At 66.2% G+C, this 25,854-nt stretch carries 26 protein-coding genes; 16 read left to right on the top strand and 10 right to left on the bottom strand.

From position 1 onward, the window contains the following. Window positions 1-5: 5 nt before the first annotated feature. Window positions 6-959, top strand: a complete 954-nt coding sequence (locus DIZ22_RS15590; protein ID WP_048938123.1) for an NAD(P)-dependent oxidoreductase — start codon at window positions 6-8, stop codon at window positions 957-959. 162 nt (window positions 960-1,121) lie between these two features. Continuing rightward, window positions 1,122-1,253, top strand: coding sequence for a hypothetical protein (locus DIZ22_RS22405; protein WP_268934311.1), 132 nt, complete (start codon window positions 1,122-1,124; stop codon window positions 1,251-1,253). 43 nt (window positions 1,254-1,296) lie between these two features. Here DIZ22_RS22405 and DIZ22_RS15595 read toward each other — a convergent pair whose 3' ends face one another. The 3 genes from DIZ22_RS15595 to DIZ22_RS15605 form a co-directional block, all read right to left on the bottom strand. After that, window positions 1,297-2,175, bottom strand: a complete 879-nt coding sequence (locus tag DIZ22_RS15595) for a UTP--glucose-1-phosphate uridylyltransferase (protein ID WP_048938124.1) — start codon at window positions 2,173-2,175, stop codon at window positions 1,297-1,299. Window positions 2,176-2,264: 89 nt separating this feature from the next. Next, complete coding sequence (locus DIZ22_RS15600; RefSeq protein WP_048938125.1) at window positions 2,265-2,744, bottom strand: hypothetical protein; 480 nt, start codon at window positions 2,742-2,744, stop codon at window positions 2,265-2,267. Between the two features lie 158 nt (window positions 2,745-2,902). Next, window positions 2,903-3,076, bottom strand: a complete 174-nt coding sequence (locus tag DIZ22_RS15605) for a DUF1674 domain-containing protein (protein WP_010338697.1) — start codon at window positions 3,074-3,076, stop codon at window positions 2,903-2,905. A gap of 87 nt (window positions 3,077-3,163) precedes the next feature. Here DIZ22_RS15605 and htpX point away from each other — a divergent pair, with 87 nt between their 5' ends. The 7 genes from htpX (at window position 3,164) to DIZ22_RS15640 (ending at window position 10,264) form a co-directional block, all read left to right on the top strand. Further along, complete coding sequence (gene htpX / locus DIZ22_RS15610) at window positions 3,164-4,129, top strand: zinc metalloprotease HtpX (RefSeq protein ID WP_170978380.1); 966 nt, start codon at window positions 3,164-3,166, stop codon at window positions 4,127-4,129. Further along, entirely contained in the window at window positions 4,129-4,446 is a 318-nt protein-coding gene (locus DIZ22_RS15615; RefSeq protein WP_048938127.1) for a hypothetical protein, read from the top strand. Before htpX ends, DIZ22_RS15615 begins: the two co-directional genes overlap by 1 nt. Before the next feature lie 37 nt (window positions 4,447-4,483). Beyond that, a complete protein-coding gene (locus DIZ22_RS15620; protein ID WP_048938128.1) occupies window positions 4,484-5,794 on the top strand; it encodes a transcription antitermination factor NusB in 1,311 nt (436 codons plus the stop codon). A 51-nt stretch (window positions 5,795-5,845) separates the two neighbouring features. Further along, entirely contained in the window at window positions 5,846-6,331 is a 486-nt protein-coding gene (locus DIZ22_RS15625; protein WP_004208871.1) for a hypothetical protein, read from the top strand. Window positions 6,332-6,403: 72 nt separating this feature from the next. Next, window positions 6,404-7,066 carry a ribulose-phosphate 3-epimerase gene (gene rpe, locus DIZ22_RS15630; protein ID WP_122928390.1) on the top strand — a complete coding sequence of 221 codons (663 nt, stop codon included), beginning with the start codon at window positions 6,404-6,406 and terminating at the stop codon, window positions 7,064-7,066. Continuing rightward, entirely contained in the window at window positions 7,063-8,829 is a 1,767-nt protein-coding gene (locus tag DIZ22_RS15635; protein WP_122928391.1) for a heparinase II/III family protein, read from the top strand. The genes rpe and DIZ22_RS15635 overlap by 4 nt, the downstream gene beginning before the upstream one ends. A 232-nt stretch (window positions 8,830-9,061) precedes the next feature. Next, entirely contained in the window at window positions 9,062-10,264 is a 1,203-nt protein-coding gene (locus DIZ22_RS15640) for a glycosyltransferase family 87 protein (protein WP_048938130.1), read from the top strand. Here the strand turns inward: DIZ22_RS15640 and DIZ22_RS15645 are convergent. Continuing rightward, window positions 10,237-12,183, bottom strand: coding sequence for a S9 family peptidase (locus DIZ22_RS15645; RefSeq protein ID WP_122928392.1), 1,947 nt, complete (start codon window positions 12,181-12,183; stop codon window positions 10,237-10,239). The genes DIZ22_RS15640 and DIZ22_RS15645 overlap by 28 nt on opposite strands. 159 nt (window positions 12,184-12,342) lie before the next feature. Here DIZ22_RS15645 and purH point away from each other — a divergent pair, with 159 nt between their 5' ends. From purH to DIZ22_RS15670, 5 genes are all read left to right on the top strand, one after another. Further along, window positions 12,343-13,935 (top strand): bifunctional phosphoribosylaminoimidazolecarboxamide formyltransferase/IMP cyclohydrolase, encoded by a 1,593-nt coding sequence (gene purH, locus DIZ22_RS15650; protein ID WP_048938132.1) that lies wholly within the window; start codon window positions 12,343-12,345, stop codon window positions 13,933-13,935. 228 nt (window positions 13,936-14,163) lie between these two features. Then, entirely contained in the window at window positions 14,164-14,496 is a 333-nt protein-coding gene (locus DIZ22_RS15655; RefSeq protein ID WP_004208877.1) for a UrcA family protein, read from the top strand. Window positions 14,497-14,675: 179 nt separating this feature from the next. Next, window positions 14,676-16,202, top strand: a complete 1,527-nt coding sequence (locus DIZ22_RS15660) for an NAD(P)/FAD-dependent oxidoreductase (RefSeq protein ID WP_048938133.1) — start codon at window positions 14,676-14,678, stop codon at window positions 16,200-16,202. Window positions 16,203-16,206: 4 nt separating this feature from the next. Then, window positions 16,207-16,626 carry a GtrA family protein gene (locus DIZ22_RS15665; RefSeq protein WP_048938134.1) on the top strand — a complete coding sequence of 140 codons (420 nt, stop codon included), beginning with the start codon at window positions 16,207-16,209 and terminating at the stop codon, window positions 16,624-16,626. Further along, the gene (locus DIZ22_RS15670; RefSeq protein WP_048938135.1) at window positions 16,604-18,373 is read left to right on the top strand and encodes a hypothetical protein; all 1,770 of its coding nucleotides are present in this window, start codon (window positions 16,604-16,606) and stop codon (window positions 18,371-18,373) included. The genes DIZ22_RS15665 and DIZ22_RS15670 overlap by 23 nt, the downstream gene beginning before the upstream one ends. Here the strand turns inward: DIZ22_RS15670 and msrB are convergent. Genes msrB through DIZ22_RS15685 form a run of 3 tightly spaced genes read right to left on the bottom strand, consistent with a single transcriptional unit; the run spans window position 18,360 to window position 21,007 of the window. After that, complete coding sequence (gene msrB, locus DIZ22_RS15675; RefSeq protein WP_122928393.1) at window positions 18,360-18,836, bottom strand: peptide-methionine (R)-S-oxide reductase MsrB; 477 nt, start codon at window positions 18,834-18,836, stop codon at window positions 18,360-18,362. The genes DIZ22_RS15670 and msrB overlap by 14 nt on opposite strands. An 18-nt stretch (window positions 18,837-18,854) precedes the next feature. Next, the gene (locus DIZ22_RS15680; protein ID WP_048938137.1) at window positions 18,855-20,045 is read right to left on the bottom strand and encodes an ABC transporter permease; all 1,191 of its coding nucleotides are present in this window, start codon (window positions 20,043-20,045) and stop codon (window positions 18,855-18,857) included. Beyond that, window positions 20,042-21,007 (bottom strand): ATP-binding cassette domain-containing protein, encoded by a 966-nt coding sequence (locus DIZ22_RS15685; RefSeq protein ID WP_048938167.1) that lies wholly within the window; start codon window positions 21,005-21,007, stop codon window positions 20,042-20,044. Before DIZ22_RS15685 ends, DIZ22_RS15680 begins: the two co-directional genes overlap by 4 nt. Window positions 21,008-21,029: 22 nt before the next feature. On the opposite strand from DIZ22_RS15685, the gene queG reads away from it, so the two are divergent. Beyond that, the gene (gene queG, locus DIZ22_RS15690; RefSeq protein WP_048938138.1) at window positions 21,030-22,088 is read left to right on the top strand and encodes a tRNA epoxyqueuosine(34) reductase QueG; all 1,059 of its coding nucleotides are present in this window, start codon (window positions 21,030-21,032) and stop codon (window positions 22,086-22,088) included. Here queG and DIZ22_RS15695 read toward each other — a convergent pair. Beyond that, window positions 22,069-22,437 (bottom strand): hypothetical protein, encoded by a 369-nt coding sequence (locus DIZ22_RS15695; protein WP_004208885.1) that lies wholly within the window; start codon window positions 22,435-22,437, stop codon window positions 22,069-22,071. The two genes, queG and DIZ22_RS15695, sit on opposite strands and share 20 nt — an antisense overlap. After that, entirely contained in the window at window positions 22,437-23,111 is a 675-nt protein-coding gene (locus tag DIZ22_RS15700) for an EI24 domain-containing protein (RefSeq protein WP_048938139.1), read from the bottom strand. Before DIZ22_RS15700 ends, DIZ22_RS15695 begins: the two co-directional genes overlap by 1 nt. 119 nt (window positions 23,112-23,230) lie before the next feature. On the opposite strand from DIZ22_RS15700, the gene DIZ22_RS15705 reads away from it, so the two are divergent. Then, window positions 23,231-24,229, top strand: a complete 999-nt coding sequence (locus DIZ22_RS15705) for an adenosine kinase (protein ID WP_122928394.1) — start codon at window positions 23,231-23,233, stop codon at window positions 24,227-24,229. Window positions 24,230-24,295: 66 nt separating this feature from the next. Here DIZ22_RS15705 and DIZ22_RS15710 read toward each other — a convergent pair whose 3' ends face one another. Then, complete coding sequence (locus tag DIZ22_RS15710; protein ID WP_010338681.1) at window positions 24,296-25,828, bottom strand: lipopolysaccharide biosynthesis protein; 1,533 nt, start codon at window positions 25,826-25,828, stop codon at window positions 24,296-24,298. Window positions 25,829-25,854: the final 26 nt, after the last annotated feature.

Here is a 25,854-nt window from a genome sequence, read left to right on the forward strand (position 1 = left end):
CTGACATGCATGTCCTGCTGACCGGATCGTCGGGCTGGCTGGGCCGTTTCTTGGCGCCGATGCTGCGCGCGGCGGGACATGCAGTGACCGGCCTGGACGTCGCGTCAGGCCGGGGCACCGACATCATCGGATCGGTCGCCGACCGGGCGCTGATCGAGCGCGTCTTTGCCGAACGCGGGATCGAGGCGGTGATCCATGGCGGCGCGCTGCACAAGCCGGACATCGCCCGCTACCCCGCCCAGGCCTTCATCGACGTCAATGTCACCGGCACGCGCAACCTGCTGGAAGCAGCGGTCGCGGCGGGGCATGACCGCTTCGTCATGACATCCACCACATCGCTGATGATCAGCCAGGCGGTGCGCGACGAAGCTGGCGATGCGGCAGTGTGGCTCGACGAGCAGAGCGGTCCGTTGGAGCCGCGCAACATCTATGGCGTGACCAAGCTGGCGGCCGAGGGGCTGTGCCGGGTGCAGCAACTGGAGTGCGGCATCGGCTGTACCATCCTGCGCACCGCCCGCTTCTTCCCGGAGGATGACGACACGGACGCCAGCCTGTCGGGGCTGAATCTGAAGGCCAATGAATTTCTCCATCGCCGGCTGACGGTCGAGGATGCGGCGCGGGCGCATCTGGTTGCGCTGGAACGGACGCCGCCAGCGCGTTGCGAAACCTATCTGGTTTCCGCGCCAACGCCGTTCGTTCGGGCGGAAGCCAAGGAACTGAAGCGCGATGCGGCGGCAGTGATCGCGCGCCATTTTCCCGAAGCTGCAGAGCTATATGCCCGACGTGGCTGGCAACTGCCAGCGTCGATCGGCCGGGTCTATGACGCGGGATTGGCGCAGCGCCAGATGGGGTTTCGCTGCGCGACGGACTTTGCCGCGATCCTGACGGCGCTGGTGAACGATGCGGCGATGCCGTTCGTTCACGACGCCGGTTATGTGTCGCCAGCCGTGCAAAGTTGACAGCGAAGCTGACAGTTTGAGCCCATTATTGCGTTACTGATTTTAGAGCGGCCATTCCGATCATTCGTTACTTTTAATCACGAATGATGATCGATCCGCTGCATCAGTGTGAGTGGAGAGATGGATGTGACTCTCCGCTCGCATTATGCGATAATGATTTGCATGAGCAAAATTGAAGCTGCCATCGGTGTGCCAATCCGACAGATAGTCCACCCGCTGCAGCTGGCAATCGGTGGCGCCATCACCCTGTCGGGCATCGGGATTTTGCTGGCGCAGGCCGTCCGCCTGCTCTGACGGGCAACAGGGGCGACCAGCGGCCACCCCTGCGGATCGAAACTTAGTTGGCCAGTTCGGCCTTCGCGAAGTCGCGAATATGGGCGCCGATATCCTCGCGCTCCAGCGCCAGGGCGAGGTTCGCCTCGATATAGCCGGCCTTGGAGCCGCAGTCGAAACGGCGACCGTCGAAGGTGACACCGTGGAAGGGCTGCTTGCCGATCAGCGAGGCCATGGCATCGGTCAGCTGGATCTCGCCGCCCGCGCCCTTTTCCTGGGTTTCCAGGATCGTCATGACGTCGGGCTGCAGGATATAGCGGCCGGGCAGGATGAGGTTGGAGGGGGCGGTGCCGAGCTTGGGCTTTTCCACCAGACCCTTCACTTCGGTCAGGGCACCGTCGCGCGCGCCCGGATCGATCACGCCATAGCTGGGCGTCTGGTCCATCGGGATTTCGAGCGCGCAGACCAGATTGCCATCGACCTTTTCATAGGCCTCGACCATCTGCTTCATGCAGCCATTGCCGGGCGCACCCTTCATGAACTCGTCGGGCAGGATGATGGCGAACGGCTCGTCGCCGACGATGTCGCGGGCACACCAGATGGCGTGGCCCAGGCCCAGCGGCTCCTGCTGGCGCAGGAACACCGCGTCGCCGGGCGCTAGGCGCGTCCCTTCGAGCGCCGAAAGATCCTTGCCGCGCTCGCGCTGGGTGATCTCGCATTCGAAGGCGATGTCGAAATAATCCTCGATCGCGCCCTTGCCGCGTCCGGTGACGAAGATCATCTGCTCGATCCCGGCCTCGCGCGCTTCATCCACGGCATATTGGATCAACGGACGGTCGACCACGGGCAGCAATTCCTTGGGCACCGACTTGGTGGCGGGCAGAAAGCGCGTGCCAAGTCCGGCGACAGGAAAGACGGCTTTGCGAATCGGCTTGTTCGACATGGGACTCCGTTCTCGATGGATACCGGTCCGCTGGGGATCGCGAACCGGGAGGAAAAGGTCAAGTGGTGCGACTACTTGTCTTTTATCTGTCAGATATTCAGCAGACGCTGCGCCACTTGTTCAAGCGCAGCGATTTCTTCGTCCAAATGTTCCAGACTGACATGCTGAGCATTATTACGTAGGTCGCGGCAGAGAAAGCCGTCGGGCGCCGGTTGCTGAAAGCCGCCGATGATCAAGGAGCGAAACCGGTCGATACGCTGGAGATCGCGTTCGACCTCTGCAATCTCGGTCAATGCGGCCGCATTGCGACGATCCCGCATCGCGACGGTGGTGCGTAACTCGGTCATCAGCTTCGTCATGGTCGGCCGCGTGCGGGCGCCCACGGTACGCACGTCGCCCATGGTTTCCCGCAATTCGGCCAGCCGCGCCTCCAGACTGTGCTCCAACATCGTCCAGGCACAAACCAATCGTCCGATGCCGCACAATAATGCCGCATCTTCCGGCGCATAGGCCGCAACCGGCTTCGTCACCTTGTCGTCCTGCGCCAATTCCGCGCTCACGCCCCGCATACTCCTCATGCCCCTGAATCTGCGCAGACCCGGCCGGAAAGGCCAGAGCATGGGGTCGCGCTCGCCCGCTAGCCGGGCACGGGCCAGCGGAATATGTGCTGAAACGTCGGCAAGCCGAACAAGTTGCGTTCAGCGGTGGCCGATCGGAAGTCGCCAAATCAGAAATCTATGGCGATGCCCTTGCGCTCCCAGTCGCCATAGCGGACCGGGCTGAGTTCCTCGTCCAGCACCGGCTGCTGGTCGACCGGATCGGGCTGGGGCACGGGCGGGCTCTTGGAGAGATGCTCGGGGGCCTTCACATGCGCCGGGCGCTTGCCGTTGAAATGTCCCATGTCGGGCCTTTCGATTGCGGAGCGCGCGCGGCAACCCCATATTCAGTAGAAGGCCCGCTATCTGGGCCGCAAAGGAGCGATGTGCAAGTGAGTGGTTTTCGCACGGTGATGCTGTTGTCGGCGCTGACGGCGCTGTTCATGGCGCTGGGTTATACGCTGGGCGGCAGCGGCGGCGCGGTGATCGCCCTGCTGGTGGCGGCGGGCATGAACCTGTTCACCTTCTGGAATGCCGACAAGATCGTGCTGTCCATGCACAATGCGCGCGAGGTGGATGCCCGGAGCGCGCCCGAATTTTACGGCCTGGTCCAGGCGCTGAGCCAGCGCGCCGGCCTGCCGATGCCGCGCGTCTATGTGATCGACCAGGATGCGCCCAACGCCTTTGCCACCGGCCGCAATCCTGAAAATGCCGCCGTCGCGGCGACCACCGGCCTGCTCAACATGCTGACCCGCGATGAGGTGGCCGGCGTGATGGCGCATGAACTGGGCCATGTGAAGAATCGCGATACCCTCATCATGACGATGGTGGCGACCATTGCCGGTGCCATTTCGATGCTGGCCAATTTCGGCCTCTTCTTCCGCGGCGGCAATGAGGAGAATGGCCATAGCAACATGATCGCGACCTTGCTGGCGGTGATCGTCGCCCCCTTTGCCGCGATGATCGTGCAGATGGCGATCAGCCGCACCCGCGAATATGGCGCCGACCAGGCAGGGGCGGAGATCAGCGGCAATCCGCGCGCACTTGCCTCCGCCCTGGCCAAGATTTCCGGCCGGGCCGAGCTGATCCCCAACCCGGTGGCCGAGCGCAATCCCGCCGCTGCGCAGCTCTATATCGTACCGGTGCATGTGAGCGAGTTGTTCTCGACCCACCCGGCGACCGAGAAGCGTATCGCCGCGCTGGAGGAAATCGCGCAGGATATGGGGCAGAAGGACGGCCCGCCGCCCATGACTATGCCGTCGCAAACTTCGACGCGCGCATCGGCCCTTTCTCCGGTGGCGTCGCCAGTGGCAGCGCCCAAGCGTCGGCGCAGCGCCCTTGATCCACACGGGCGCTGATGCCGGTCGACGAGATTGGCGAGATCGCCTTCCGCGCCGCCGGGTTCGTGGCGCGCGAGGCGGCCGGACTGGTCGTCGACATCGCCGTCGACTATATCTTTTCCCGCCACACGCCGCGCCTGTTCCATGCGATCGGCCGGCGGACGATCGCGATCGCTACGCTGGGTCGCAAACGCATCCCCTCTTCCTTGCGGGTCGTACCGAAGCGGATGGTGCCGCGCCCGCGCCGGTCGGACTGGTTGGCGCTGTGGGTCGGCGTCGCCACCAGCATCGCCCTGGTTGCGGCAGCGATCTACACGGCCGTCTGCTTCGTTTGAAGATGACCCCAGGGCCAAAAGCGCGTAGGGGCCGCTGATGTCCCGTCGTCCCAACGCCCGTTCCGGTGCCCCGCGCGCCGATGATGTCCCCGGCCTGCCCGCGCGCCGCGCGGCCCTGAAGCTGCTGGACGCCGTCTTGCGTCGGGGCGATCCGCTGGAAATCGCGCTGCATGGCGCGACCCAGGGGCTGGCCGACCGGGCCGACCGCGCACTGGTTCATGCCATCGTCGCCGAGACGCTGCGCCATTTGCCCGATCTCGACGCGCTGATCGACGGCGCCACCAAGCAGCCCCTGCCCGACGATGCCAAGGCGCGCATGGTGCTGCGCATCGCGCTGATCCAGGTGCTGGCGCTGGGCACCGCGCCCCATGCGGCGATCGCCACCGCACTGCCGCTGGTCGATGGCGGGCCGCGCAAACTGGTCCATGGCGTGTTCGGCACGGTGACCCGCGCCGAGCCGAGCCTGCCCGTGCCGCCCACCCTGCCCGCCGACGTCGCCGAACGCTGGACCGGGCAATGGGGCGAGGCGATGCCGCTGGCCGCCGCCCATGCCTATGCCGTGCGCCCGCCGGTCGATGTCAGCCTGCACGATCCGGCCGAGACCGGCAAATGGGTCGAGGCGCTGGGCGGCAGCAGCTTTGCGCCCGGCCATGTCCGTCTGCCCGAGGGGGCGGTCGTGCCCGACCTGCCCGGCTTTGCCGAGGGCGCCTGGTGGGTGCAGGATCTGGCCGCCTCCTGCCCGGCCCGACTGCTCGGTGCGGGCGAAGGCCGGACCGTGCTGGACCTGTGCGCAGCGCCGGGCGGCAAGACGATGCAACTGGCGGCCGCCGGCTGGACCGTGACCGCGGTCGACCAGTCGAAAAAGCGGCTGGAGCGGCTCAGCGAAAATCTGGCCCGCACCGGCCTGTCGGCCGATGTCGTGCAGGCGGATTTGCGCCAATGGGCACCCGAGGCGCCGGTCGATGCGCTGCTGCTCGACGCGCCCTGCACCGCCACCGGCATCTATCGCCGTCATCCCGACGTGCTGCACCGCATCGGCCCGCGCCAGATCGCGGAACTGGCCGAACTGCAGGGCGAACTGCTGGCCCGTGTCGCCGACTGGGTGAAGCCGGGCGGGACGCTGATCTACGCCACCTGCTCGCTGGAACAGGCCGAGGGCGAGGCGCAGCTGGCGCGCTTCCTGGCGGTGCGCCCCGATTTTCAGCTCCGGCCAGTGCAGGCAGGCGAACTGCCCGACGGCATGGCGCCCAGCGCCGACGGCTGGCTGCGCACCCTGCCCGACACGCTGGCGGAGCAGGGCGGCACCGACGGCTTTTTCGTTGCAAGGATCGTGCGCATCGGGAACTAAGGCTTAACCATGAGGGGCTTAAGGTGAGGCCCTTCGCTGGAAAGGCCCGTCTTGCGTCCGACCGAACCCCTGCCCCTGCATCATAGCTGGCCACTCTACGACCTGCGCGAGCATCTCGCGCCGGTGGTTCTGGACCAGGATATTGCGGGGAATGAGGCGGCGCTGGCGGACCGGGGGCTGGGCCTGTGGCATTGCAATCTGGCCGACAACAGCATCAGCTGGACCCAGGGCGTCTATGACATATTCGGGCTGGAGCCGGGCAGCATCGTGCCCCGGCCACTGTCGGTGTCGCTCTATGCGCATGACAGCCGCGAAGCGATGGAACGGCTGCGCGCCTATGCCATCCGCCACCAGCGCGGCTTCACGCTGGACGTCGACATTCGCCGCCCGGACGGCAGCGACTGCGCGATGCGGCTGATCGCCGCGCCGGTGCTACTGGACGGCGAGACGGTGGCGCTGCACGGGGTCAAGCAATGGCTGCCGAAGGATGTCGGCGCGCCGGTCCGACTGGAACCCACGACCTTCTTCATCCCCTGACGCGACTCATCGCCGCACCGCGCAAATCATGCGTTGCCCTCGCCCCAAGGGAGGGCTAATGCGAGCGGTCAAATGATCCATCCCATTCTCATCTCTCCGTCCATCCTGTCCGCCGATTTCGCACGGCTGGGCGAGGAAGTCCGCGCCATCGACGAAGCCGGTTGCGACTGGATCCATATCGACGTGATGGACGGCCATTTCGTGCCCAACATCACCATCGGTCCGGCCGTGGTGAAGGCGCTGCGCCCGCACACGAAAAAACCGTTCGACGTGCATCTGATGATCTCGCCGGTGGACCAGTATCTCGACGCCTTCGCCCAGGCCGGCGCCGACATCATCACCGTCCACCCCGAGGCCGGCCCACACATCCACCGCACCGTGCAGCATATCAAGTCGCTGGGCGTGAAGGCCGGCGTGGTGCTGAACCCCGGCACCCCGGCCAAGATGCTGGACTATCTGATCGACGATATTGACCTGATCCTGGTGATGAGCGTCAATCCCGGTTTCGGCGGCCAGAGCTTCATCGAGAATCAGCTGCGCAAGATCGAGGCGTGCCGCAAGATGATCGAGAAGAGCGGCCGTGACATCCGCCTGCAGGTGGATGGCGGCATCGACATCAACACCGCGCCCAAGGCGATCGCGGCGGGCGCCGACGTGCTGGTCGCCGGCACCGCGACCTTCCGCGGCGGCCCGGCCGCCTATGCCGACAATATCAGGACGCTGCGGGGCGGGTGACGAACCAGCGGCGCCAGTCCTCCCCTGTCGCGGTCGAGGCCGGTCATGACCCGGCCGACGACGGCATCGAACAGGGCAAGCGGCTCATCCGCGTCGCGGATGACAAGGGTCTGTCGCTGGCCGAGCGGATCGCCAATCATTTCTATCGGCTGAGCTGGAAGACGCCGCTGCACAGCCGGCGGCTGAAGGGCAAATATCCGCTCAAGTTGTTGGCGGTGCCGGACGATGTCGTGCCCGGCGACCCGCGCGCCGGCCAGGCGATTCGTGCCGGCTATTTCCTGTTCCGGGGCCAGAAGCTGGCGATCGACACGATCGATTTCGGCAAATTGGCGGTCGGCCCGGCCTTCACCGACTATCTGCACAGCTTCCGCTGGCTGCGCGACCTGTCGACCGCCGCGACGCGCGAGCAGGGCGCGCCGGTGGCCGAGGCGCTGATGCGCAAATGGCTGGCCGCCCATGCCGAAACGCCGAGCGACCCGGCCTGGCGCGCCGACAATGCGGCCTGGCGGCTGCTGTTCTGGACCGCCCATGCGCCGCTGATCCTGTCGTCGAGCGACCTGGTCTATCGGTCGCTGGTGCTCAACTGCATCGCCCGCACCGCGCGCCATCTGGACCAGAGCGCGGACAAAGCCGCGCCGGGCCTGCCGCGCCTGGTCGCCTGGGGCGGGATCGTCGCGGCGTCGATGCTGATGCCCGGCGGCAATCCGCGCAAGCTGTTCGGCGAAGCGGGCCTGAAGCGCGCGATCGACAGCGCCTTCCATGGCGATGGCGGCATCATTTCCCGGTCGCCGCTGGCGCAGCTGGAAGGCGTGATGCTGCTGGCGATGGTGGTCGCGGTCTATGAGGTGCGGCGCGAGCAGGTGCCCGGCTTCCTGATCGACGGGCTGAGCCGCGCGGTGCCGGCCTTGCTGGGCCTGACCCATGGCGATGGGGGGCTGGGCAACTGGCAGGGCGCGGGCGCGGTCGACCCCGACATGGTCGAGGCGCTGGTGCAGGCCAGCCGGGTGCGGACCCGGCCGCTGCGCCAGGCGCGCGACTGGGGCTATCAGCGGATCAGCGCGGGCAATACGGTGGTGCAGATCGATGCGGCGCCGCCGCCGGTCGCACGCCTGGCCGCAGCCGGCTGCGCCTCCACCGGCGCGATCGAGATCAGCGACGGGCGGCTGCGGCTGGTGATCAATTGCGGCGGCGCAGCGCTGGAAGGCGCCTATATCCCGCGCGATCTGGCCCAGGCGCTGCGCTCCACCGCGGCGCACAGCACGCTGGTGCTGGACGACAGCAATTCGACCGCGCTGATGCCCGACGGCACGCTGGGCAAGGGCGTGACCGAGGTCGAGCTGAACCGGCAGGAGCTGGACAATGGCAGCCGCGTGGAACTGAGCCATGACGGCTATGTCCGCCGCATGGGCTATGTCCACCGCCGGCTGCTGATGATGAGCGGCGATGGCAAGGAAGTGCGCGGCGAGGATATGCTGACCCCGGCGACGCGCGGCAAGAAGCCGGTCAAGCGGCCGGTGCAGCTGCGCTTCCATCTGGCGCCGGGCGTGGAACCGACCCTGACCGCCGACAGCCAGGGCGCGTTGCTGCGGATCGAGCTGGGCGCGCTGTGGCAGTTCCGGACCGGCGCCGGCGTGCTGAGCGTCGAGGATAGCCTGTGGGTCGATGGCGACGGCCGCCCCCACCCCACAAGGCAGTTGGTGGTCACGAGCGAAGCACTGCCGGGCGGCTCCAGTATCGGCTGGCTGTTCAAGCGGGTCGGCTGACCCGCATCGCATTGGCCATCACGCGGGCGCTATTGTTCAGCCGGCTATCGATGTCCGTTTTTTCCTATGAACGGCCCGGACAAGGGCGCATGCAAGAGGGGCGACCCGAGGCCCGTTTGCTACCAATCAACGACCTCGCTCTCAGGCCCGGCCACTTTCAGCGGCCGGGCCGCTAGCGCCTCCCTCCCTTAAGCCTAATCCGATCTTCATTCTTTCATCCTAGGCAGTCCGCATGATGGCGGGGCTTTACGACCGGATGGGATCGATCCCGACCGCGCAGTTGCGACGGATTGCGCATATATGGTGCGTGGTCGCGGGCACACTGTTCCTGGCCTATCTGGCGCGGCAGCTACGCCAGGGCATGACCGATGGCGCCGGCCATCCCTTTGGCGAGGATTTCCTGAATTTCTGGTCCGGCGCGCATCTGGCGGTGACGGGACAGGCCGGCATCATCTATGATCTGGCCGCTTTCCATGCGTTCGAGATCGGAATCGCCGGCGCGCCCATCGACCTCTATCATTACAGCTATCCGCCGGTGATGTGGCTGATCTCCGCCCCGTTCGGCCTACTGCCCTATCCGCTGGCCTGGGCCGCCTGGCAATTGCTGGGATGGGGCGCCTTCGCGCTGGCGGTGCGGCGACTGGCGGTTTGGCAACTGGCGCCGGCGCAGTGGCTGCTGGTCGCGCTGGCGGTGCCGGCGGTGTTCATCAATGCGATGGGCGGTCAGAATGGCTGCTGGACGGCGGCCATAATCGGCTGGGGCCTGATCCTGTTGCGCGAGCGGCCAGCGATGGCGGGCATGATCCTGGCCCTGTTCGTGGTGAAGCCGCAACTGGGCTGGCTGACCCCGCTCGCCTTGCTCGCCGGGCGGCAATATTGGGCGCTGGCCGCGTTCATCGGGACGGCGCTGGCGCTGATCCTCATCACCCTGCCGCTGTTCGGGATCGATGCCTGGATCGCCTATGTGCAACAAGGCAGTCTGCTCAAGAGCGTGATCCTGGAATATGGCGACGGCACATGGCACCGGATGCTGTCCATCTTCGTGCTGGTCCGGCATGTCGGCGCACCGATCCCGCTGGCCTATGCCGCGCAGGCGATCGCCAGCCTGACCGTCGCCCTGCTGGTGCTGCGGGTCTGGCACCGGGAGGGACCGACGGCGCGAGCCAAGGCGCTGCTGGTACTGGGTGTGCTGGCAGGGTCGCTCTATGTCAGCGACTATGATTGCGTGATGGCGCTGCTCGCTGCGCTATGGCTGGGGCCACAGGCAACGGCAGGGCTGCGTGGGCGGATGGTGTTGCTGCTGGCGATGCCCTTGTTCGCCGCGCCGCTGGCACTGATGAGCGGGGTCGCGCTGGGCGCTTTGGCCTTGTGGCCGGCGCTGCTAGGCGCCAGCCTGCAGCGCGCGCCCTATCTGGCAGGCGACGGCCTGAGATAGGTATCGAACCAGGCGACGGTGCGGGTCAGCGAGTCGAGCTGATTCTCCTTCTTCTGGAAGCCATGGCCCTCGGCCGGATAGAAGATCGTTTCCACCACATTGCCCTTGGCCTTGAGGATATCATGCACCTCCTGCGCCTGGCCGCGCGGCACGCGAATGTCGTTTTCGCCCTGGATGGTAAGCAGGGGCGCCCTGGCGGCGCGGATATAGGTGAGCGGCGAGGCGGCGTCATAGACCTGGGGATCGCTGTCGGGCGTGCCCAGCAGGCTGCGCTGATAGGCCTTTAGTTCCTCATCCTGATCGCGATACATGGTGCGCCAGTTGATGATGCCGAACCACTGGACGGCGGCGGCGAACTCGTCGGGCGCCCGGCCGATCGCCATCAGGGTCATGAAGCCGCCATAACTGCCGCCGAAGATGCCGACCCGCTTGGCATCGACATAGCCGCTATCGACCAGGAAATGCTTGGCCGCGACCGTGTCCTTGAGGTCGGCGCCGCCCAGATCCTTGACGTTGCCGTCCTGGAATGCCTTGCCATAGCCGGTCGAGCCGCGGAAATTGGGCTGGATCACGACATAGCCGCGGCTGGCAAAGGCGGTGGCGTAGCGGCTGTAACCATCCTGCGCCTGACCGGTGGGACCGCCATGGGGCAGGACGATGGCGGGGTTGCTGCCGTCGCGCTTCAGATTAGCGGGCATGGTCACGATCGCGCTGATCAGCGTACCGTCGAAGCTCTTGTAGGTGACGACATCGGACTTGGGCAGCGCGGCGGGCTGGAGGCTGGCGATGGCGAGCAGTGTCGCGGGACGCGCGGTGCCGGCCGCGAGGTCATAGAGATAGAGGTTGGCCGGCGAGTCGGCGCCCGAATGGTTGAGCATCAGCATGGCGCCGTCGGGCGAGCGCGGCTCGCTGCCGACCAGATAATTGACACCCGGCGGGATGGCGAGCGGTGTTTCCGCGCCGCTCGCCAGGTCGAAGCGATAGAGGCTACTGCGCGCGTCGGCGTTGATACGGAAGATGAGCGCCCTGCCGTCGCGGGTGAAGCTGGCCGGCACCTGTTCCCAGGGCGTGGATTTGAGCCAGCGCCATTTGCCGGTGGCGGCTTCGAGCAGGCCGCCATGAATCTGGCCGCTGCCTTCATCCGTGGAGACGGCGATCCATTTGCCGTCGGCGGTCGCATCGGTCGCGGCATAGACGGTGTCGGCCTTGCCGAGCAATTTCGCCGCCTTGCCGCTGGCGACGTCGATGCGCCAGATTTCGCTGACCTTGGAATCGATCCGCATGCGGTTGGCGATCAGTGCCTTGCCATCCGCGATCCAGGCGACCGGTGACCAGCCGAACTGCGGGTCGGCCTCCTGCGTGAGGTCGCGCACCCTGCCCGCGCCGTCCATCACCGCGACATTGGACTGGCCCTGGGTCTTGTGCTTGGTGACGAGCGCGACCAGCCCGCCGCTGGGGCCGACCAGCAAGTCGCTTTCGCGCCGGTCGGGGGTGTTGGTGAGATTTTCGACCGCGCTGCCGTTCACCGGCACGCGGTAGATGTCGCTATATTCATTGCCGCCGACATCCTGCTGGAACAGCAGGTAGCGTCCGTCAGCCGAGGCGGCGAGGCCGGTCTGGGCATCATCCGACTGGGTCAGTTGCACCGGCCAGCTGCCGGCGGTGTCGGTGCGCCAGATATTGGTGCGGCCGGTGAGGTTGGTGGCGACGAAGATCTGTTTGCCGTCGGCACTCCACGCCGCGCTCGACAGGCTGCGCGAGGCCCCGATATCGGCGAGCGGCACGGCGCGGGCGTCGGGATTGACCGGCGAGGTCAGGCTTTTGGGATCGGTAACTGCCCGTTCCGGCGCCGGAATTTGCGCCAGCACCGGAAAGGCGGCGAACAAGGGCAAGGCGGTGGCGGCGAGCAGATAGCGCATGTCAGATCCCCCAACTGTTATGCAATCACAATACAGTAGCGGCAAAGGCCCGCAAGATCGGGAAATTCCCTGCGCTTGAGGACTGTATTTTTGCGCCGCGCGCGACTAGAGGGCTGCGGCAAGCCTGAAGCGGCATCCCGAACAGCAGGAAGCATCCCCATGACCACCGACGTCACCATCAAGCGCGCCCTCCTTTCCGTATCGGACAAGACCGGCCTCATCGAACTGGGCCAGGCACTGGGCCAGCATGGCGTCGAACTGGTGTCCACCGGCGGCACCGCCAAGGCGCTGCGCGAGGCGGGCCTGGCCGTGAAGGATATTTCCGAGCTGACCGGCTTTCCCGAAATGATGGACGGCCGCGTCAAGACGCTGCACCCCAAGGTCCATGGCGGCCTGCTGGCGGTGCGGGGCAATCCCGAGCATGTCGCGTCGATGGACGAGCATGCAATCGGCGCGATCGACCTGGTGATCGTCAACCTCTATCCCTTCGCCGCGACCGTGGCCAAGGGCGCCGACCGCGACGAGATCATCGAGAATATCGACATTGGCGGCCCGTCGATGGTCCGTTCGGCCGCGAAGAATCATGAGAGCGTCGCGATCGTCACCGATCCGGCCGACTATGCCCGCCTGATCGCCGAAATGGCCGAGAAGGGCGGCGCCACCAGCTATGATTTCCGCCGGATGCTGGCGGCCAAGGCCTATGCCGCCACCGCCGCCTATGATTCGATGATCGCCAGCTGGTTCGCCTTTGCCGACCAGGGCGTCGCCTTCCCCGAAAGCCTGTCACTGTCGAGCAAGCTCAGCACCACGCTGCGCTATGGCGAGAACCCGCACCAGTCGGCGGCGCTCTACCTGCCCAACGGCCCGACCGCGAATGGCATCGCCCAGGCCAAGCAGATCCAGGGCAAGGAACTGAGCTACAATAATTATAACGACGCCGATGCGGCGCTGGAGCTGGTCAGCGAATTCCGCGACGGCCCGCCGACCGTGGTGATCGTGAAGCACGCCAATCCGTGCGGCGTCGCCACCGGCGATACGCTGATCGAAGCCTATGAAGCGGCGCTGGCCTGCGACAGCGTGTCGGCATTCGGCGGCATCATCGCCGTCAACCGTCCGCTCGACGGCCCGACCGCCGAAGCGATCAGCGGCATCTTCACCGAAGTCGTCGCCGCGCCCGACGCCGATGACGAAGCCAAGGCGATCTTTGCCAAGAAGAAGAATCTGCGCCTGCTGCTGACCGGCGAACTGCCCGATCCGGCCCGCCCCGGCCTGATGGTCAAGAGCATTGCCGGCGGCCTGCTGGTCCAGAGCCGCGACAATGGCAAGGTCGATCTGGATGCGCTCAAGGTCGTGACCAAGCGCGCGCCTACCGAGCAGGAGTTGAAGGATTGCCTGTTCGCCTGGACCGTGGCCAAGCATGTGAAGTCGAACGCGATCGTCTATGCCAAGGGCGGCAGCACCGCCGGCGTCGGCGCGGGCCAGATGAACCGTCTGGAATCGGCGCGCATCGCCGCCTGGAAGGCGAAGGACGCGGCCGAGAAGGCCGGCTGGAGCGAACCGCGTACCATCGGTTCGGCGGTCGCCTCCGACGCCTTCTTCCCCTTCGCTGACGGCCTGCTGGCGGCAGTGGAAGCCGGCGCGACGGCGGTGATCCAGCCGGGCGGCTCGATCCGTGACGAGGAAGTCATTGCTGCAGCAGATGAAGCGGGCCTGGCGATGGTCTTCACCGGCATGCGTCACTTCCGCCATTAAGGCTTGTTTCCCAACGCGCTAGATGGCGCGTTGGGACGATATCGCGATCAGGTTTATGCGGGTGCGAAACGATCCTGTTCGCACCCGCAAAATCGCAGAAAACTGCCATTTTTTGGCAATTGGCCTCTTTTCAATGTCACCGGGCAATCCTATTTAGGATGACGACCCCGCACCCACGTCAGGCGTTGGGCACGACATAAGAAAAAGCATGTTCGACAGGAGAATAGGATGACCAAGAAGACGCTGGTGGCGATGGCCGCCACCCTGGCCCTTGCGCTGCCTGGCATGGCTATCGCCGGCAACAGCAGCAACGAAGTCGTCGTTGACGGCACCACCGGCCTCACCACCCGCACCATCGCCGTATCGGTGGCCGACCTGAACCTGGCCAGCAACAATGGCCTGCGCCGCGCCGATTATCGCATCAGCCGCGCCGCCAAGCAGGTGTGCGGCTGGGTCAACGGATCGATCCTGCCGGCGACGCCCGACTATCGCGACTGTGTCGGCAGCGCTCTGGACGGCGCACGCAGCGACCTCAACGCGCTGGCCCAGCGCCAGGGCTGATCTTCACCCATCCCGCAAGGGAAGCCTTCCCCGTCACGGGGACTGCAGGGGGCCGTTCCGCACATGCGGGGCGGCCCTTTCCTGTCGGCGGCTCATTCATGCTTACCGGCGATTAACCACTCCTTAGAGGATTTCCTTCACTCAGCGTGACACGAAGGACCATCCAGGGGATATAGAGCATGTCGCGTGTCGACCAGAGTGTGGACGTCGCCATCATCGGGGCAGGCCCGGCCGGCCTGACCGCCGCCTATCTGCTGACGAAGAAAGGCTTTTCCGTCACCGTCATCGAGAAAGACCCGGTCTATGTCGGCGGCATCAGCCGCACGGTCGAACTGGATGGCTATCGATTCGATATTGGCGGCCACCGCTTCTTTTCCAAGTCGAAGGAAGTGGTCGACCTGTGGAACGAAATCCTGCCGGACGATTTCATCCAGCGCCCGCGCATGAGCCGCATCTATTATGAGGGGAAATTCTACTCCTATCCCCTGCGCGCGTTCGAGGCGCTGTGGAATCTGGGTGTGTGGCGCTCGACCCTGTGCATGGCGAGCTTCGCCAAGGCCAAGCTGTTCCCCAACCGCAATGTCCGTTCCTTCCAGGACTGGACCGTCAACGCGTTCGGCCACAAGCTGTTCTCGATCTTCTTCAAGACCTATACGGAAAAGGTCTGGGGCATGCCGTGCGACGAGATGTCGGCCGACTGGGCGGCGCAGCGGATCAAGGGCCTGTCGCTCTGGGGGGCGGTGGTCGATGGGCTGAAGCGCTCGCTGGGCCTCAACAAGAAGCCCAATGACGGCATGGCGACCAAGACGTTGCTCGAAACCTTCCGCTATCCGCGCCTTGGCCCCGGCATGATGTGGGAAGCCGCGCGCGACCGGGTGATCGAGGGCGGCAACCAGATATTGATGGCGCACAGCCTGAAGCAGCTGGCGCAGGATCAGGGCACGGAGCGCTGGCGCGTGGTGGCGGACGGCCCGGACGGCGATGTCATCATCAACGCCGCCCATGTGATTTCGTCCGCGCCGATGCGTGAGCTGGCCGCGCGCATCCATCCGCTGCCCGAAACCCTGCCCGAGGCGATGGAGCTCAAATATCGCGATTTCCTGACCGTGACGCTGATGATCAAGTCGGAGGATCTGTTCCCCGACAACTGGATCTATATCCACGACAGCAAGGTACAGGTCGGCCGCATCCAGAATTTCCGCAGCTGGTCGCCCGAAATGGTGCCCGATGAATCGGTCGCCTGTGTGGGCCTGGAATATTTCTGCTTCGAGGGCGACGGGCTGTGGGCGTCGGCCGACGCCGACCTGATCGACCTGGCCAAGAAGGAAATGGCCATATTGGGCCTGTGCAATCCCGACGATGTCGTCGGCGGCGCGGTGGTGCGGCAGGAAAAGGCCTATCCGGTCTATGACGATGCCTATGCCGACCATGTGCTGGCGATGCGCACCGAGCTGGAAGCCGTCGCCCCGACGCTCCATCTGGTCGGCCGCAACGGCATGCACCGCTATAACAACCAGGATCATGCGATGATGACGGCGATGTTGACAGTGCGCAACATCGAGGCCGGCACCCGCGTCTATGACGTCTGGGGCGTCAACGAGGATGCCGAATATCATGAATCGGGCGAGGAGGGACAGGATGTCGAAGGACAGCGCGCCGCCCTTGCCAGCGAACGACTGTTGCCTTCCCGCCTGAAGGCCGCATGAGCCGATGGGCGAACCGTTGCGCGCCCTGACCGCCCGGCTGGGCGCCATCGCCACGCGCTTCATGTTCGCCCGCTACCTGCTGGCCAGCATCTGCGCGCTGTCGAGCGACATGGCGGCCTTCCTGATGCTGAGCCGAGCCGGTACAACGCCGATGCTGGCAGCCTTTGGCGGCTATGCGATCGGCCTGGTCGTGCATTGGGTGATCAGCATCCGCTTCGTGTTCGACACGGGCGCCGGCCCCAGTCACGCCCAGCGGTTCGGCTTCGTGGCCAGTGCGCTGGTTGGCATGGAGATCACCATGGCCATGGTTGGCGGGCTGAGCGCCGTCGGCATTGCCCCGGCGATCGCCAAGCTGATATCGGTCCCCGCCAGTTTCCTGAGCGTCTATGCGATCCGCAAATATGGCATTTTCGCGCGCAGTTGAGCGTCATGGCCGCTGGCTGATCCTGCTCGCCTGGCTGGCGTGCAGCGCGGTCATGCTGTGGCTGTTCCATGGCGATTTCGCCGCGCTGGGCTTTCGCGACCCCGACGATGCGATGCGGCTGGTGCAGGTGCGTGACTGGATCGGCGGACAGAACTTCTGGGATGTCAGCCAGCATCGGGTGAACCCGCCACTGGGCGGACCGATGCACTGGTCGCGCATCGTCGACATGCCGGTGGCAGGGCTGATCCTGCTGGCACGGCTACTGCTGGGGCCTGCGACCGCAGAACTGGTCGCCTGCATCACCGTGCCGCTGCTGTTGCTGGGCGGGTTGGCCGGCACCGTGCATCTGGCGGCCCGGCGGCTTGGCGATCCTGTTCTGGCCCTGATGACCGTGGCCTTGCTGCTGACGGCACCGTCGATCCTGGTGCAATTCACGCCGCTGCGGATCGACCATCATGGCTGGCAGATCTGGATGGCGACGATCGCGCTGGCCGGCGCACTGGATAGCAGCCGGGTGCGTGGCGGCGTGACGAGCGCGCTGGCGCTGGCAGTCTGGTTGCAGATTTCGAGTGAAGCCCTGCCCTATGTCGCGCTGTTCGCCGGACTGTTTGCGCTGCGCCAATGGCTTGATGGCCGGGAAGCGCCGCGCTTCATGGCCTTTGCGGCGACGCTGGGCGGGGCGGCGCTTGCGCTGCTGGCCTTGCTGCGCGGAAAGGCGGCCTTGCTGCATGACCAATGCGACGCGCTGTCGGCCGCCTATGTCTGGCCGCTGGTGGCAATGGCGGTGCTGGTGCCGCTGGCCGGCAAGCTGATCGGCACGGCCAGCATGTCCCGGCGCTTCCTGATCGCCGCGATCGGCGGCGGGGCCGCCATTGCGATCCTGCTGGCGATCGGTGGTCCCTGCCTGTCAGGCGATCCGTTCCAGGCGCTCGGGCCGCTGGCCTATAAATATTGGTATTTGCAGGTGATGGAGGGCCGGCCGATCTGGGTGCAGAGCCTGTCGCTGCGCGGCGTGATCCTGTTGCCCGCACTGGTTGGGCTGGCCGGCGCAATGGTCGCCGCGCGGCAAACCGTAAACCGCGATGCGCGCATGCGCTGGTTGGCGCTGGGCCTGTTGCTGCTGGGGGCGATGGCGGTATCGCTGCTGGTTATGCGCGCCGTGTCGGTCGCCCATGTCTATGCTCTGCCCGGTGTCGCCTGGTTGCTGATCGCCCTGTTCCGCAAGGTACAGGCATCATCGCAGGCGCTGGTGCGCGTCCTGGGATCGGTGGCGCTGATCCTGCTGACCCCCGCCGGGATCAGCGCATTGTGGATTGCCCTGATCCCCAACGCCCCGTCGGCCAAGACCAGCGCCGTCAATTGCCGGGCCGCCGCCACGCTGGCGCCGCTGCACACCCTGCCCCCGTCCACCCTGTTCGCGCCGCTGGACCTTGGCCCCGACATATTGGTGCAGACGCCGCACCGCGTGATCGGCACTGCCCATCACCGCAACGCCGCCGGCATTACCGCCGTGATCGAAGGATTCATGGCGACGCCGGAAAAGGCGCGCGCGGTGATCCAGTCGGTCAATGGCGGGCGTGGCGCCGACTATGTCGTGACCTGCGCGGGCCTGACCGAATATGCGCTCTATGCCAAGGATCATCCCCAGAGCCTGTCGGCGCACCTGATGCGGAGCAATGTGCCCGACTGGCTGCAACCGCTGCCCACCAAGGGACCGCTGCGCATCTACAAGGTCAGGCGGGACTGAAGGCCAGGGCCACGCCGTTCATGCAGTAACGCAGGCCCGTGGGCTTTGGCCCGTCGTCGAACATATGGCCGAGATGCCCGCCGCAGCGGGCGCAATGGACTTCGGTCCGGGGCACGCCCAGGCTGAAGTCGCGCGACGTGCCGACGGCGCCGGGCAAGGGCGCATAGAAGCTGGGCCAGCCGGTGCCGCTGTCGAACTTCGTCTTCGAACTGAACAGATTCTGTGCACAGCCCGCGCAGGTGAAAATGCCGGCGCGATGTTCGCGGTTGAGCGGGCTGCTGTCGGGAAACTCGGTCGCGCCCTGACGCAGCACCTTATAGGCCCAGGGGCTGAGCTTGCTGCGCCATTGCGCGTCGGTCAGGCGATAGGGATAGGCGGCTTCCGCCGCGTCGGGGCGGAATTGCCACAAGGCCAGTGCAGAGGCGCCGGTCGCGACGCCATAGAGAAAATGCCGCCGGTTCATTCCATCTCCCTAGCCTGCTCAGCCTGTCGAGCTCCTGAACAACTGCTTCCACCAGCGACCGCCCGATTTGAGCACATGGCGACGGAACAGCAGCACGCCGATGCGGATGATGAGGGCGACCCACGCGCCCTGCCACAGGATCGCCACCAGATGCGGCCAGAGCGCCGCATCCTGCGCCGCCCGCGCGATCATCGCGAAGGGCGACGAGAAGGGAAAGACCACCGACGCCACTTCCAGCGGCGATCCCATATGGTCGACCGTGTAGGAGACGAAGAAGAAGATCATCATCTGCCCCATGGTGATCGGCATGTTGAGCGTCTGCACCTCGCGCACGGTCGCCGCCTGTGCGCCGATGCCCAGGAACAGCGAGCCGAGCAGCGTATAAGCCATGGCGAAATAGATGATGCCGAGCGCGATGAAGGCAGGCCAGCCCACCGCCGGATCGGGCAGGGCCGTGCCGGGCGCCTTCAACGCCATGAAGATGGTGAAGGCGGTGGCGCCCCAGAAGGCGATGCCGACGAAGCTCATCCCCAGCATGGCGATCAGCTTGCCGAGGAAGATCGCGTCGACCGGCACGGCAGCGGCCAATATCTCGATAATCTTGTTCGTCTTTTCCTCGACCAGATTGGACAGGATCATGCCCGCCAGCAAGATGGTAAGGAAGAAGATGACGATCTGGCCGGTGCGACCGATCAGCAGACGGGCCTGAGACTGGGCGCCGAGACTGGTCGCCACTTCCTGTCGCTCGACCTTGACCATGTGCAGCACCTTTTCGGCCTGCGCCGCGCTGGCGATCAGGCTGAGATCGCCCTGCAGCCGGTCCAGGTCCTCGGGCTTGCCGGTCAGGACCGGGCGGGAGACCGTGCCCGAGAGAATGGCGACGACGTCCGATTCCGGTCGGGCCAGCAAGATGCGCGGCGGGGTATCAGGAGAAACGGCGTGAAGCCGCGGCAGCGCCTGTGGCCCCATGCGTTCGGTCAGGCGCTTGTGCGCCCGTTCGAGCGCGCCGACATCGGCGGGCGCCATGGCGATGCCGACAACCGGGCGCAGGTCGGTGCTGGAAATCTTCTGGGTGAAACCGGCAAAGACCATGCCGATGACGATCGGCACCAACGGCCCGATCAGGAACAGGATGAAGGTGCGGGACAGGACGACGGCAGTGAAATCCCGCCGGGCGATCACGCTGGCGGCGCGCAGCAATTCCTTCATGCCCCGGCCTCCTGCGTGGCGTCATCGCGCATCTGGCGGGCGGTAGCCTCCCCCGCGATCGCGACGAAGGCGTCATGCAGGCCCGGCCGTTCGATCGACAGGCTTTCGATCCCGGCCTGACCGTCGAGCAGGGCCCGCAGCAGCGGTTCTATGCCGTCATCGGGCAGCGCGAAATGCCAGGCGCCATCCTGCGCCAGTGTGTCGGTCGGCAAGGCGCGGCGCCAGGCACCGTCGCTCAGCCGTGTGCGCAATGTCACCTGGGGCGGCAGCCGGTCGCGCGCATCGCCGACCGATCCTTCGAACCGGATGCGGCCGCCCGCGACAATGGCGATGCGTTCGCACAATCGTTCGGCATGGGCGATGACATGGGTGGAAAAGAGGATGGTGACGCCCTTGCGCGCCTGATCACGGATCAGCGCCTCCAGCTTTTCCTGATTCATCGCGTCGAGGCCGGAGAAGGGCTCGTCGAGGACGATGAGGCGCGGTTCATGGACGATGGTGCCGAACAATTGCACCGTCTGGGCCATGCCCTTGGAGAGCTGGCGGATCGGCTTTTCGACCGAGGCACCCATGCCATAGTCCTGGAGCATGGCGCGCGCCCGTTCGCGCCCGACATGGAGCGGCAGGCCGCGTAGCGCCCCCATGAAGGCGATCGCCTCATAGGCCTTCATCGACGGGTAAAGGCCGCGCTCCTCGGGCAGATAGCCGACCTGCTTGGCCATGCGCAGCGGCGCCGGATCGCCCAGCAGGGTGCGGTGGCCCTCGTCAGGGTCGATGATGCCGAGCAGGGTGCGCAGCAAGGTCGTCTTGCCCGCGCCGTTCGGCCCCAAAATGCCATAGATGGTGCCGGCGGGCACGGCGATGTCGACGCCATCCACCGCGCGAAAATCGCCGAACGCCTTGACAAGAGCATGGCCTTCGACGGCATAGGGGGCGGCAGGAGCCGGAGTGTCACCGATCATCCGCCCCTGATAATCCCGGACCATGCCAGTGCAAAACGAAACATTGGAGCAGCGCCTGAAAGCGCAGGCCGCGCAGTTGGGCTTTGCCGCCTGTGCGATCGCGCGCGCCGATGCCGCGCCGCGCACGGCCGAGCGGCTGCGCCAATGGCTGGAGGCCGGCCATCATGGCGACATGTTGTGGATGGAGGAGCGGGCCGAGCAGCGCGGATCGCCCACGGGCCTGTGGCCCGAGGCGCGCAGCGTCATCATGCTGGGGATGAGCTATGCCCCTGGTCGTGATCCGCTGGCGCTGGCCGAGGTCGGCGATCGGGGCCGCATTTCCGTCTATGCGCAGGGTCGCGACTATCATGATGTGGTGAAGAAGGCGCTGAAGGCGTTGGCCCGCTGGCTGGTCGATCAGCAGCCGACCGCGCTGAAAGTGTTCGTCGATACCGCACCCGTGATGGAAAAGCCGCTGGCGCAGGGCGCGGGGCTGGGCTGGCAGGGCAAGCACAGCAATCTGGTGAGCCGTCAGCATGGCAGCTGGCTGTTCCTGGGCGCCATCTATACCGAGATCGCATTGGAACCCGACGCGCCGGAGGTGGACCATTGCGGCAGTTGCACGGCCTGCCTGTCATCCTGCCCGACCGATGCCTTTCCCGCGCCCTATATCGTCGATGCGCGGCGCTGCATCTCGTACCTGACGATCGAGCATAAGGGACCGATCCCGGAAGAGTTCCGGGCACGGATGGGCAATCGCATCTATGGCTGCGACGATTGCCTTGCGGCCTGCCCCTGGAACAAGTTTGCGCAGGGGGCAGCGGCCAACCGCGCCTTCATCGGCCGGGCGGAGCTGGCGGCACCGGCGCTGGGCGACCTGCTCGACCTGGACGATGCGGGCTTTCGCGAGATTTTCTCCGGGTCGCCGATCAAGCGGATCGGGCGCGACCGGATGGTGCGCAATGCGGCGATCGCGGCCGGCAATAGCGGCGACCTGGGGCTGGTCGACCGGCTGCGGCCGCTGACCTCCGATCCCGATCCAGTCGTGGCGGAAGCGGCCGAATGGGCGCTAGGCCAATTGCTCAGCGCTGCTGGAGCGTAGCCGCGCAGGAAGCGTGGTCGACGTCTGTGCCGGCGGGCGTGCGGGCATCGACATGGGTCACCACCGGCTCCTTCCCCTTGCCGGGCGAATAAAGATAGGCGTCGAGCACGCAGCGACCATTGGCGAATTGCAGCTTGCGCACGGTCGTTTCGCGAATGTCGAGGCGCGGCGTGCCGAACATCTGGGTCAGGCGTTTGGCATCCATGCCCATCAGCGGTCCGGTCTTGGTGAAGGCGCTGGCCGGCGGACCGGCGGGCGGCGGGGTGTAGCTGGTGGCGGGCGGGACGACGCCGCCACAGGCCGCAAGCGGCAGCGACAGGAGCGCGGCGAGCGCGAAACGGGGCGACATCAGACCGGCTTCCTCTTGGACCCTAGCAACATGTGGACCGCCATAGCCGCGCTCCAGATCGGCGCAAGCAGGTTGACCAGGGGAATGAGGAAGAGAAGCGCCGAAACGAGGCCCATGAGCCACCGGTTGCCACGGCCAATCGGCGGCAGGCCGGGATGGCGCGGCTCGACCATGTCGGCAAGGTCGCGGCCGAGCAGATAGGCGTTCACCGCGAGGAACAGCCCGATTGTGCCGAACCCTGTGACCAGCAGCAGCACATAGCCGGGGAGCGCCAGCAGGTTCCAGCCGAGCGTTCGGCCGACCGAGCGCAGTGCATAATGGAAACTGCGCGCATAGCCCACCGGCCGGCCTACAGCCTGTGGATAAGTATCGCGCTCCACCGCCTCGATCACATCGTCGGCGAACAGGCCCATGACCAGCATGGCAATGGTGCGGAACAGCAGCCAGCTGGCCGCGATCATGGCAAGGCCGGTCGCTGCCGCCTCCGCCATACCGCCCCAACCGTCGCCCTCGCCCCAGCCGAAATGCAGGCGCGTGGCGTGAAAGGCCGCCCATAGCCCGACGCCCAGCAGGGCGAAGAGCAACAGGGTCAGCGCCAGCGTCTTGACCAGCAGCCGGCGGGCGGCGGCGTGGAAGATCAGGGGGAAGGCGCGCAGCGCCGCGGTGATGATCATGGCCCGATATCCTGCGCGCCGGCGGCTCCGTCAATCAGCAGCGTTGCGCCAGCGCCCCCGGACCGGTAGAGACGGCCCAATTTACCGCTATTTTCCTATCATCTTTCACAGGAGCCCGCGTGACTTCTTCCCCCACGCTTGACGTTGTCGCGATCGGCAATGCCATTGTCGATGTTCTGGCCCGCAGCGACGACGCATTTCTGGCGCAGCATGCGCTGACCAAGGGCGGCATGCAGCTGATCGACGCCGAAATGGCCGAGACCCTTTATGCCGACATGCCCCAGGCCAAGGAAATCAGCGGCGGTTCGGCCGCCAACACGCTGGCCGGCCTCGCCGCGCTGGGCGCCAAGTGCGGCTTCATCGGCCAGGTCAATGACGACCAGCTGGGTGCGGTGTTCGCCCATGACGTGCGCGCGCTGGGCATCAAGTTCGACACGCCGGTGATGCAGGGCGACATTCCGACCGCCCGCTGCCTGATCCTGGTGACGCCGGACGCGCAGCGCACCATGAACACCTTCCTGGGCGCCTCGCAGTTCCTGCCCGAAGCGGCGCTGGACCTGGAACTGATCCAGTCGGCCCGCATCCTGTATCTGGAAGGCTATCTGTGGGATCCCGAGCAGCCGCGCGCCGCGATGCGCGCCGCGATCGACGCCGCCCGCAATGCCGGCCGCAAGGTCGCCTTCACCCTGTCCGACAATTTCGTGATCGACCGCCATCGCGCCGACTTCATCGACCTGATCGAACAGGGGCTGATCGACATCCTCTTCTCGAACGAGGGCGAGATCCAGTCGCTGGCGCAGGTCGATGATTTCGATGCAGCGCTGGCCCGCTTCGACGACAAGGTGCCGGTGCTGGTGTCGACCCGCAGCGAAAAGGGCGCGGTCGCCATCGTCGATGGCGTGCGTCACGAGGCCCCGGCTGCGCCCGTCAGCCAGATCATCGACACGACCGGCGCGGGCGACCTGTTCGCCGCCGGCTATCTGGCCGCACATCTGGAAGCGCGCAGCGTCGAGGATTGCCTGGCGCTGGGCGCGGCGGCCGCCGCCGAAGTGATCTCGCACTGGGGCGCGCGTCCCGAGGAAGATCTGAACCTGATCCGCGCCAAGCTGTTCGCCTGATCGCGACAGACACTGACAAAAAAGCCCGCCTCTCCGGTCGAGAGGCGGGCTTTTTTATTGGGTGGATCAGGCCGGGTTCTTTTGCTTGCGGAACAGGGCACGGTCGTCCGGGCCGAAGCCCCAGCGCCAGATGACGAAGCCATAGGCGCCCAGGATCGCCCAGACGCCGACCGCCAGTTCGACCCATTCGAAGCGCGCAGGCAGGGCGACGAAGGCCGCACCAACGATGCAGGCGACGCCCGAGGCACTGAGCAGGGGCCAGCGCCAGGCATTGACGCGGGCGTGGAGCAGGCTGGAGAGCAGCCGCGCCTTGACGAAAGCGCCAGCGCCGAGCGCGATGCAGAGGCCCAGAGCAGGTGCGGCGGCCAGTTCCTGCGGTGTGAGGCCGAAGCGCTTGCCGAGTAGGATCAAACCGAAGCTGAGCGCCGCCTGCAACGCGATCATGCTGAGCGAGATCATCAGATTGCGGTGGCGGGCGATATAGACCAGCGCGGATTCGCTGACCACGGCGGTCGCCGCGACCACTTCGGCCAGCAGCAGGAAGGCGAGCGCGCCGGTGCCGCCGACGAAATGCGGACCAACCAGGCCCATGACGGCCTCACCCGGAATGCCGAGCGCCAGCGCGATGCCGGCCTGCGCGGCGATGATCCAGAAGCCGACCTGGCTGACCTGGCGCGCGATCGCCGCCAGATTGCCCTCGGCCAGGTTGCGGGTGATGACCGGGCCCAGGATGGGGTCGAAGCTGGTCTTCAATTTCTGCGGCAGCGAGGCGACCTGCTGCGCGACATAATAGATGCCGACGATCGCCGGGCTGACGAACAGGCCCAGGATCGCCATGTCGAGCCGGCGCGAGCCCCATTCGACGCCGTCCGCAGCGGCGAGCGGCAGGTTGCGGCGCGCCAGACGCCAGAGCCGCCCGGCATCGGGACGCCAGCCATGCGGCCGGCCATAATGACGCCACATCGGGATGATCGAGGCGATCATCGCCGCGACCATCGACACGACATAGGAGAGGATCAGACCGTCGCGCAGCGAATAATAAGCGAAACCGAAGGCGCCGATGCTGATCGCCCAGGGTTCGATGATCGAGCGCGCGCGGACCGTCGCGCCGATGTCGAAGCGATAGGCGCAGGCGGCCAGCGCAACGTCGGAGGTGGCCACGGCGATGACGATCAGCGCCAGCAACCGGTCCAGCCCGTTGATGCCGCTGTTGGGGAACATCGCCTGGGGGAAGGCAATCAACAGGCCGGCCCCCAGCAGCGACGCGATCAGCGTCACCACCATCGCGTCGGTCACGACATGGCTGTGCGGCCGTTCGGTCTGGGCGAGCGCGCCGGCAAGACCGCGCTTGAGACCCAGCGTCGCGATCTGGGCGACGAATTCCACCACCAGCACGGCATAGGCGAAGCGCCCCAGCGCATCGGCGCCATACCAGCGGCCGGCGATGAACAGGAAAGGCAGGCGCGCAGCCAGGCGCAGCAGGAAGCCGAAGACGTTGGTCCGTCCGCCCTTGGCCAGGGCGGCGATGTCATCCTTCTGTTCGGCAGGGGTCGCCTGCGCGGTCACAGGACCCTGGTCCCCCTCGATTGTCATGCTCATGTCTATAGGCGATCTATTGTGTCGCG

This window comes from Sphingobium sp. LF-16, from assembly GCF_003711185.1.
GTDB lineage: Bacteria > Pseudomonadota > Alphaproteobacteria > Sphingomonadales > Sphingomonadaceae > Sphingobium > Sphingobium yanoikuyae_A.

Coding starts and splice junctions, on each gene's coding strand:
- DIZ22_RS15710 (WP_010338681.1), bottom strand. CDS start 25,828: ATGAGCATGACAATCGAGGGGGACCAGGGTCCTGTGACCGCGCAGGCG.
- msrB (WP_122928393.1), bottom strand. CDS start 18,836: ATGAACCGGCGGCATTTTCTCTATGGCGTCGCGACCGGCGCCTCTGCA.
- purH (WP_048938132.1), top strand. CDS start 12,343: ATGACCACCGACGTCACCATCAAGCGCGCCCTCCTTTCCGTATCGGAC.
- queG (WP_048938138.1), top strand. CDS start 21,030: ATGCCAGTGCAAAACGAAACATTGGAGCAGCGCCTGAAAGCGCAGGCC.
- DIZ22_RS15620 (WP_048938128.1), top strand. CDS start 4,484: ATGTCCCGTCGTCCCAACGCCCGTTCCGGTGCCCCGCGCGCCGATGAT.
- DIZ22_RS15605 (WP_010338697.1), bottom strand. CDS start 3,076: ATGGGACATTTCAACGGCAAGCGCCCGGCGCATGTGAAGGCCCCCGAG.
- DIZ22_RS15685 (WP_048938167.1), bottom strand. CDS start 21,007: ATGATCGGTGACACTCCGGCTCCTGCCGCCCCCTATGCCGTCGAAGGC.
- DIZ22_RS15665 (WP_048938134.1), top strand. CDS start 16,207: ATGGGCGAACCGTTGCGCGCCCTGACCGCCCGGCTGGGCGCCATCGCC.
- DIZ22_RS15670 (WP_048938135.1), top strand. CDS start 16,604: ATGGCATTTTCGCGCGCAGTTGAGCGTCATGGCCGCTGGCTGATCCTG.
- DIZ22_RS15695 (WP_004208885.1), bottom strand. CDS start 22,437: ATGTCGCCCCGTTTCGCGCTCGCCGCGCTCCTGTCGCTGCCGCTTGCG.
- DIZ22_RS15700 (WP_048938139.1), bottom strand. CDS start 23,111: ATGATCATCACCGCGGCGCTGCGCGCCTTCCCCCTGATCTTCCACGCC.
- DIZ22_RS15640 (WP_048938130.1), top strand. CDS start 9,062: ATGATGGCGGGGCTTTACGACCGGATGGGATCGATCCCGACCGCGCAG.
- DIZ22_RS15600 (WP_048938125.1), bottom strand. CDS start 2,744: ATGCGGGGCGTGAGCGCGGAATTGGCGCAGGACGACAAGGTGACGAAG.
- DIZ22_RS15615 (WP_048938127.1), top strand. CDS start 4,129: ATGCCGGTCGACGAGATTGGCGAGATCGCCTTCCGCGCCGCCGGGTTC.
- DIZ22_RS15660 (WP_048938133.1), top strand. CDS start 14,676: ATGTCGCGTGTCGACCAGAGTGTGGACGTCGCCATCATCGGGGCAGGC.
- DIZ22_RS15680 (WP_048938137.1), bottom strand. CDS start 20,045: ATGAAGGAATTGCTGCGCGCCGCCAGCGTGATCGCCCGGCGGGATTTC.
- DIZ22_RS15645 (WP_122928392.1), bottom strand. CDS start 12,183: ATGCGCTATCTGCTCGCCGCCACCGCCTTGCCCTTGTTCGCCGCCTTT.
- DIZ22_RS15595 (WP_048938124.1), bottom strand. CDS start 2,175: ATGTCGAACAAGCCGATTCGCAAAGCCGTCTTTCCTGTCGCCGGACTT.
- DIZ22_RS15655 (WP_004208877.1), top strand. CDS start 14,164: ATGACCAAGAAGACGCTGGTGGCGATGGCCGCCACCCTGGCCCTTGCG.
- rpe (WP_122928390.1), top strand. CDS start 6,404: ATGATCCATCCCATTCTCATCTCTCCGTCCATCCTGTCCGCCGATTTC.
- DIZ22_RS15590 (WP_048938123.1), top strand. CDS start 6: ATGCATGTCCTGCTGACCGGATCGTCGGGCTGGCTGGGCCGTTTCTTG.
- DIZ22_RS22405 (WP_268934311.1), top strand. CDS start 1,122: ATGAGCAAAATTGAAGCTGCCATCGGTGTGCCAATCCGACAGATAGTC.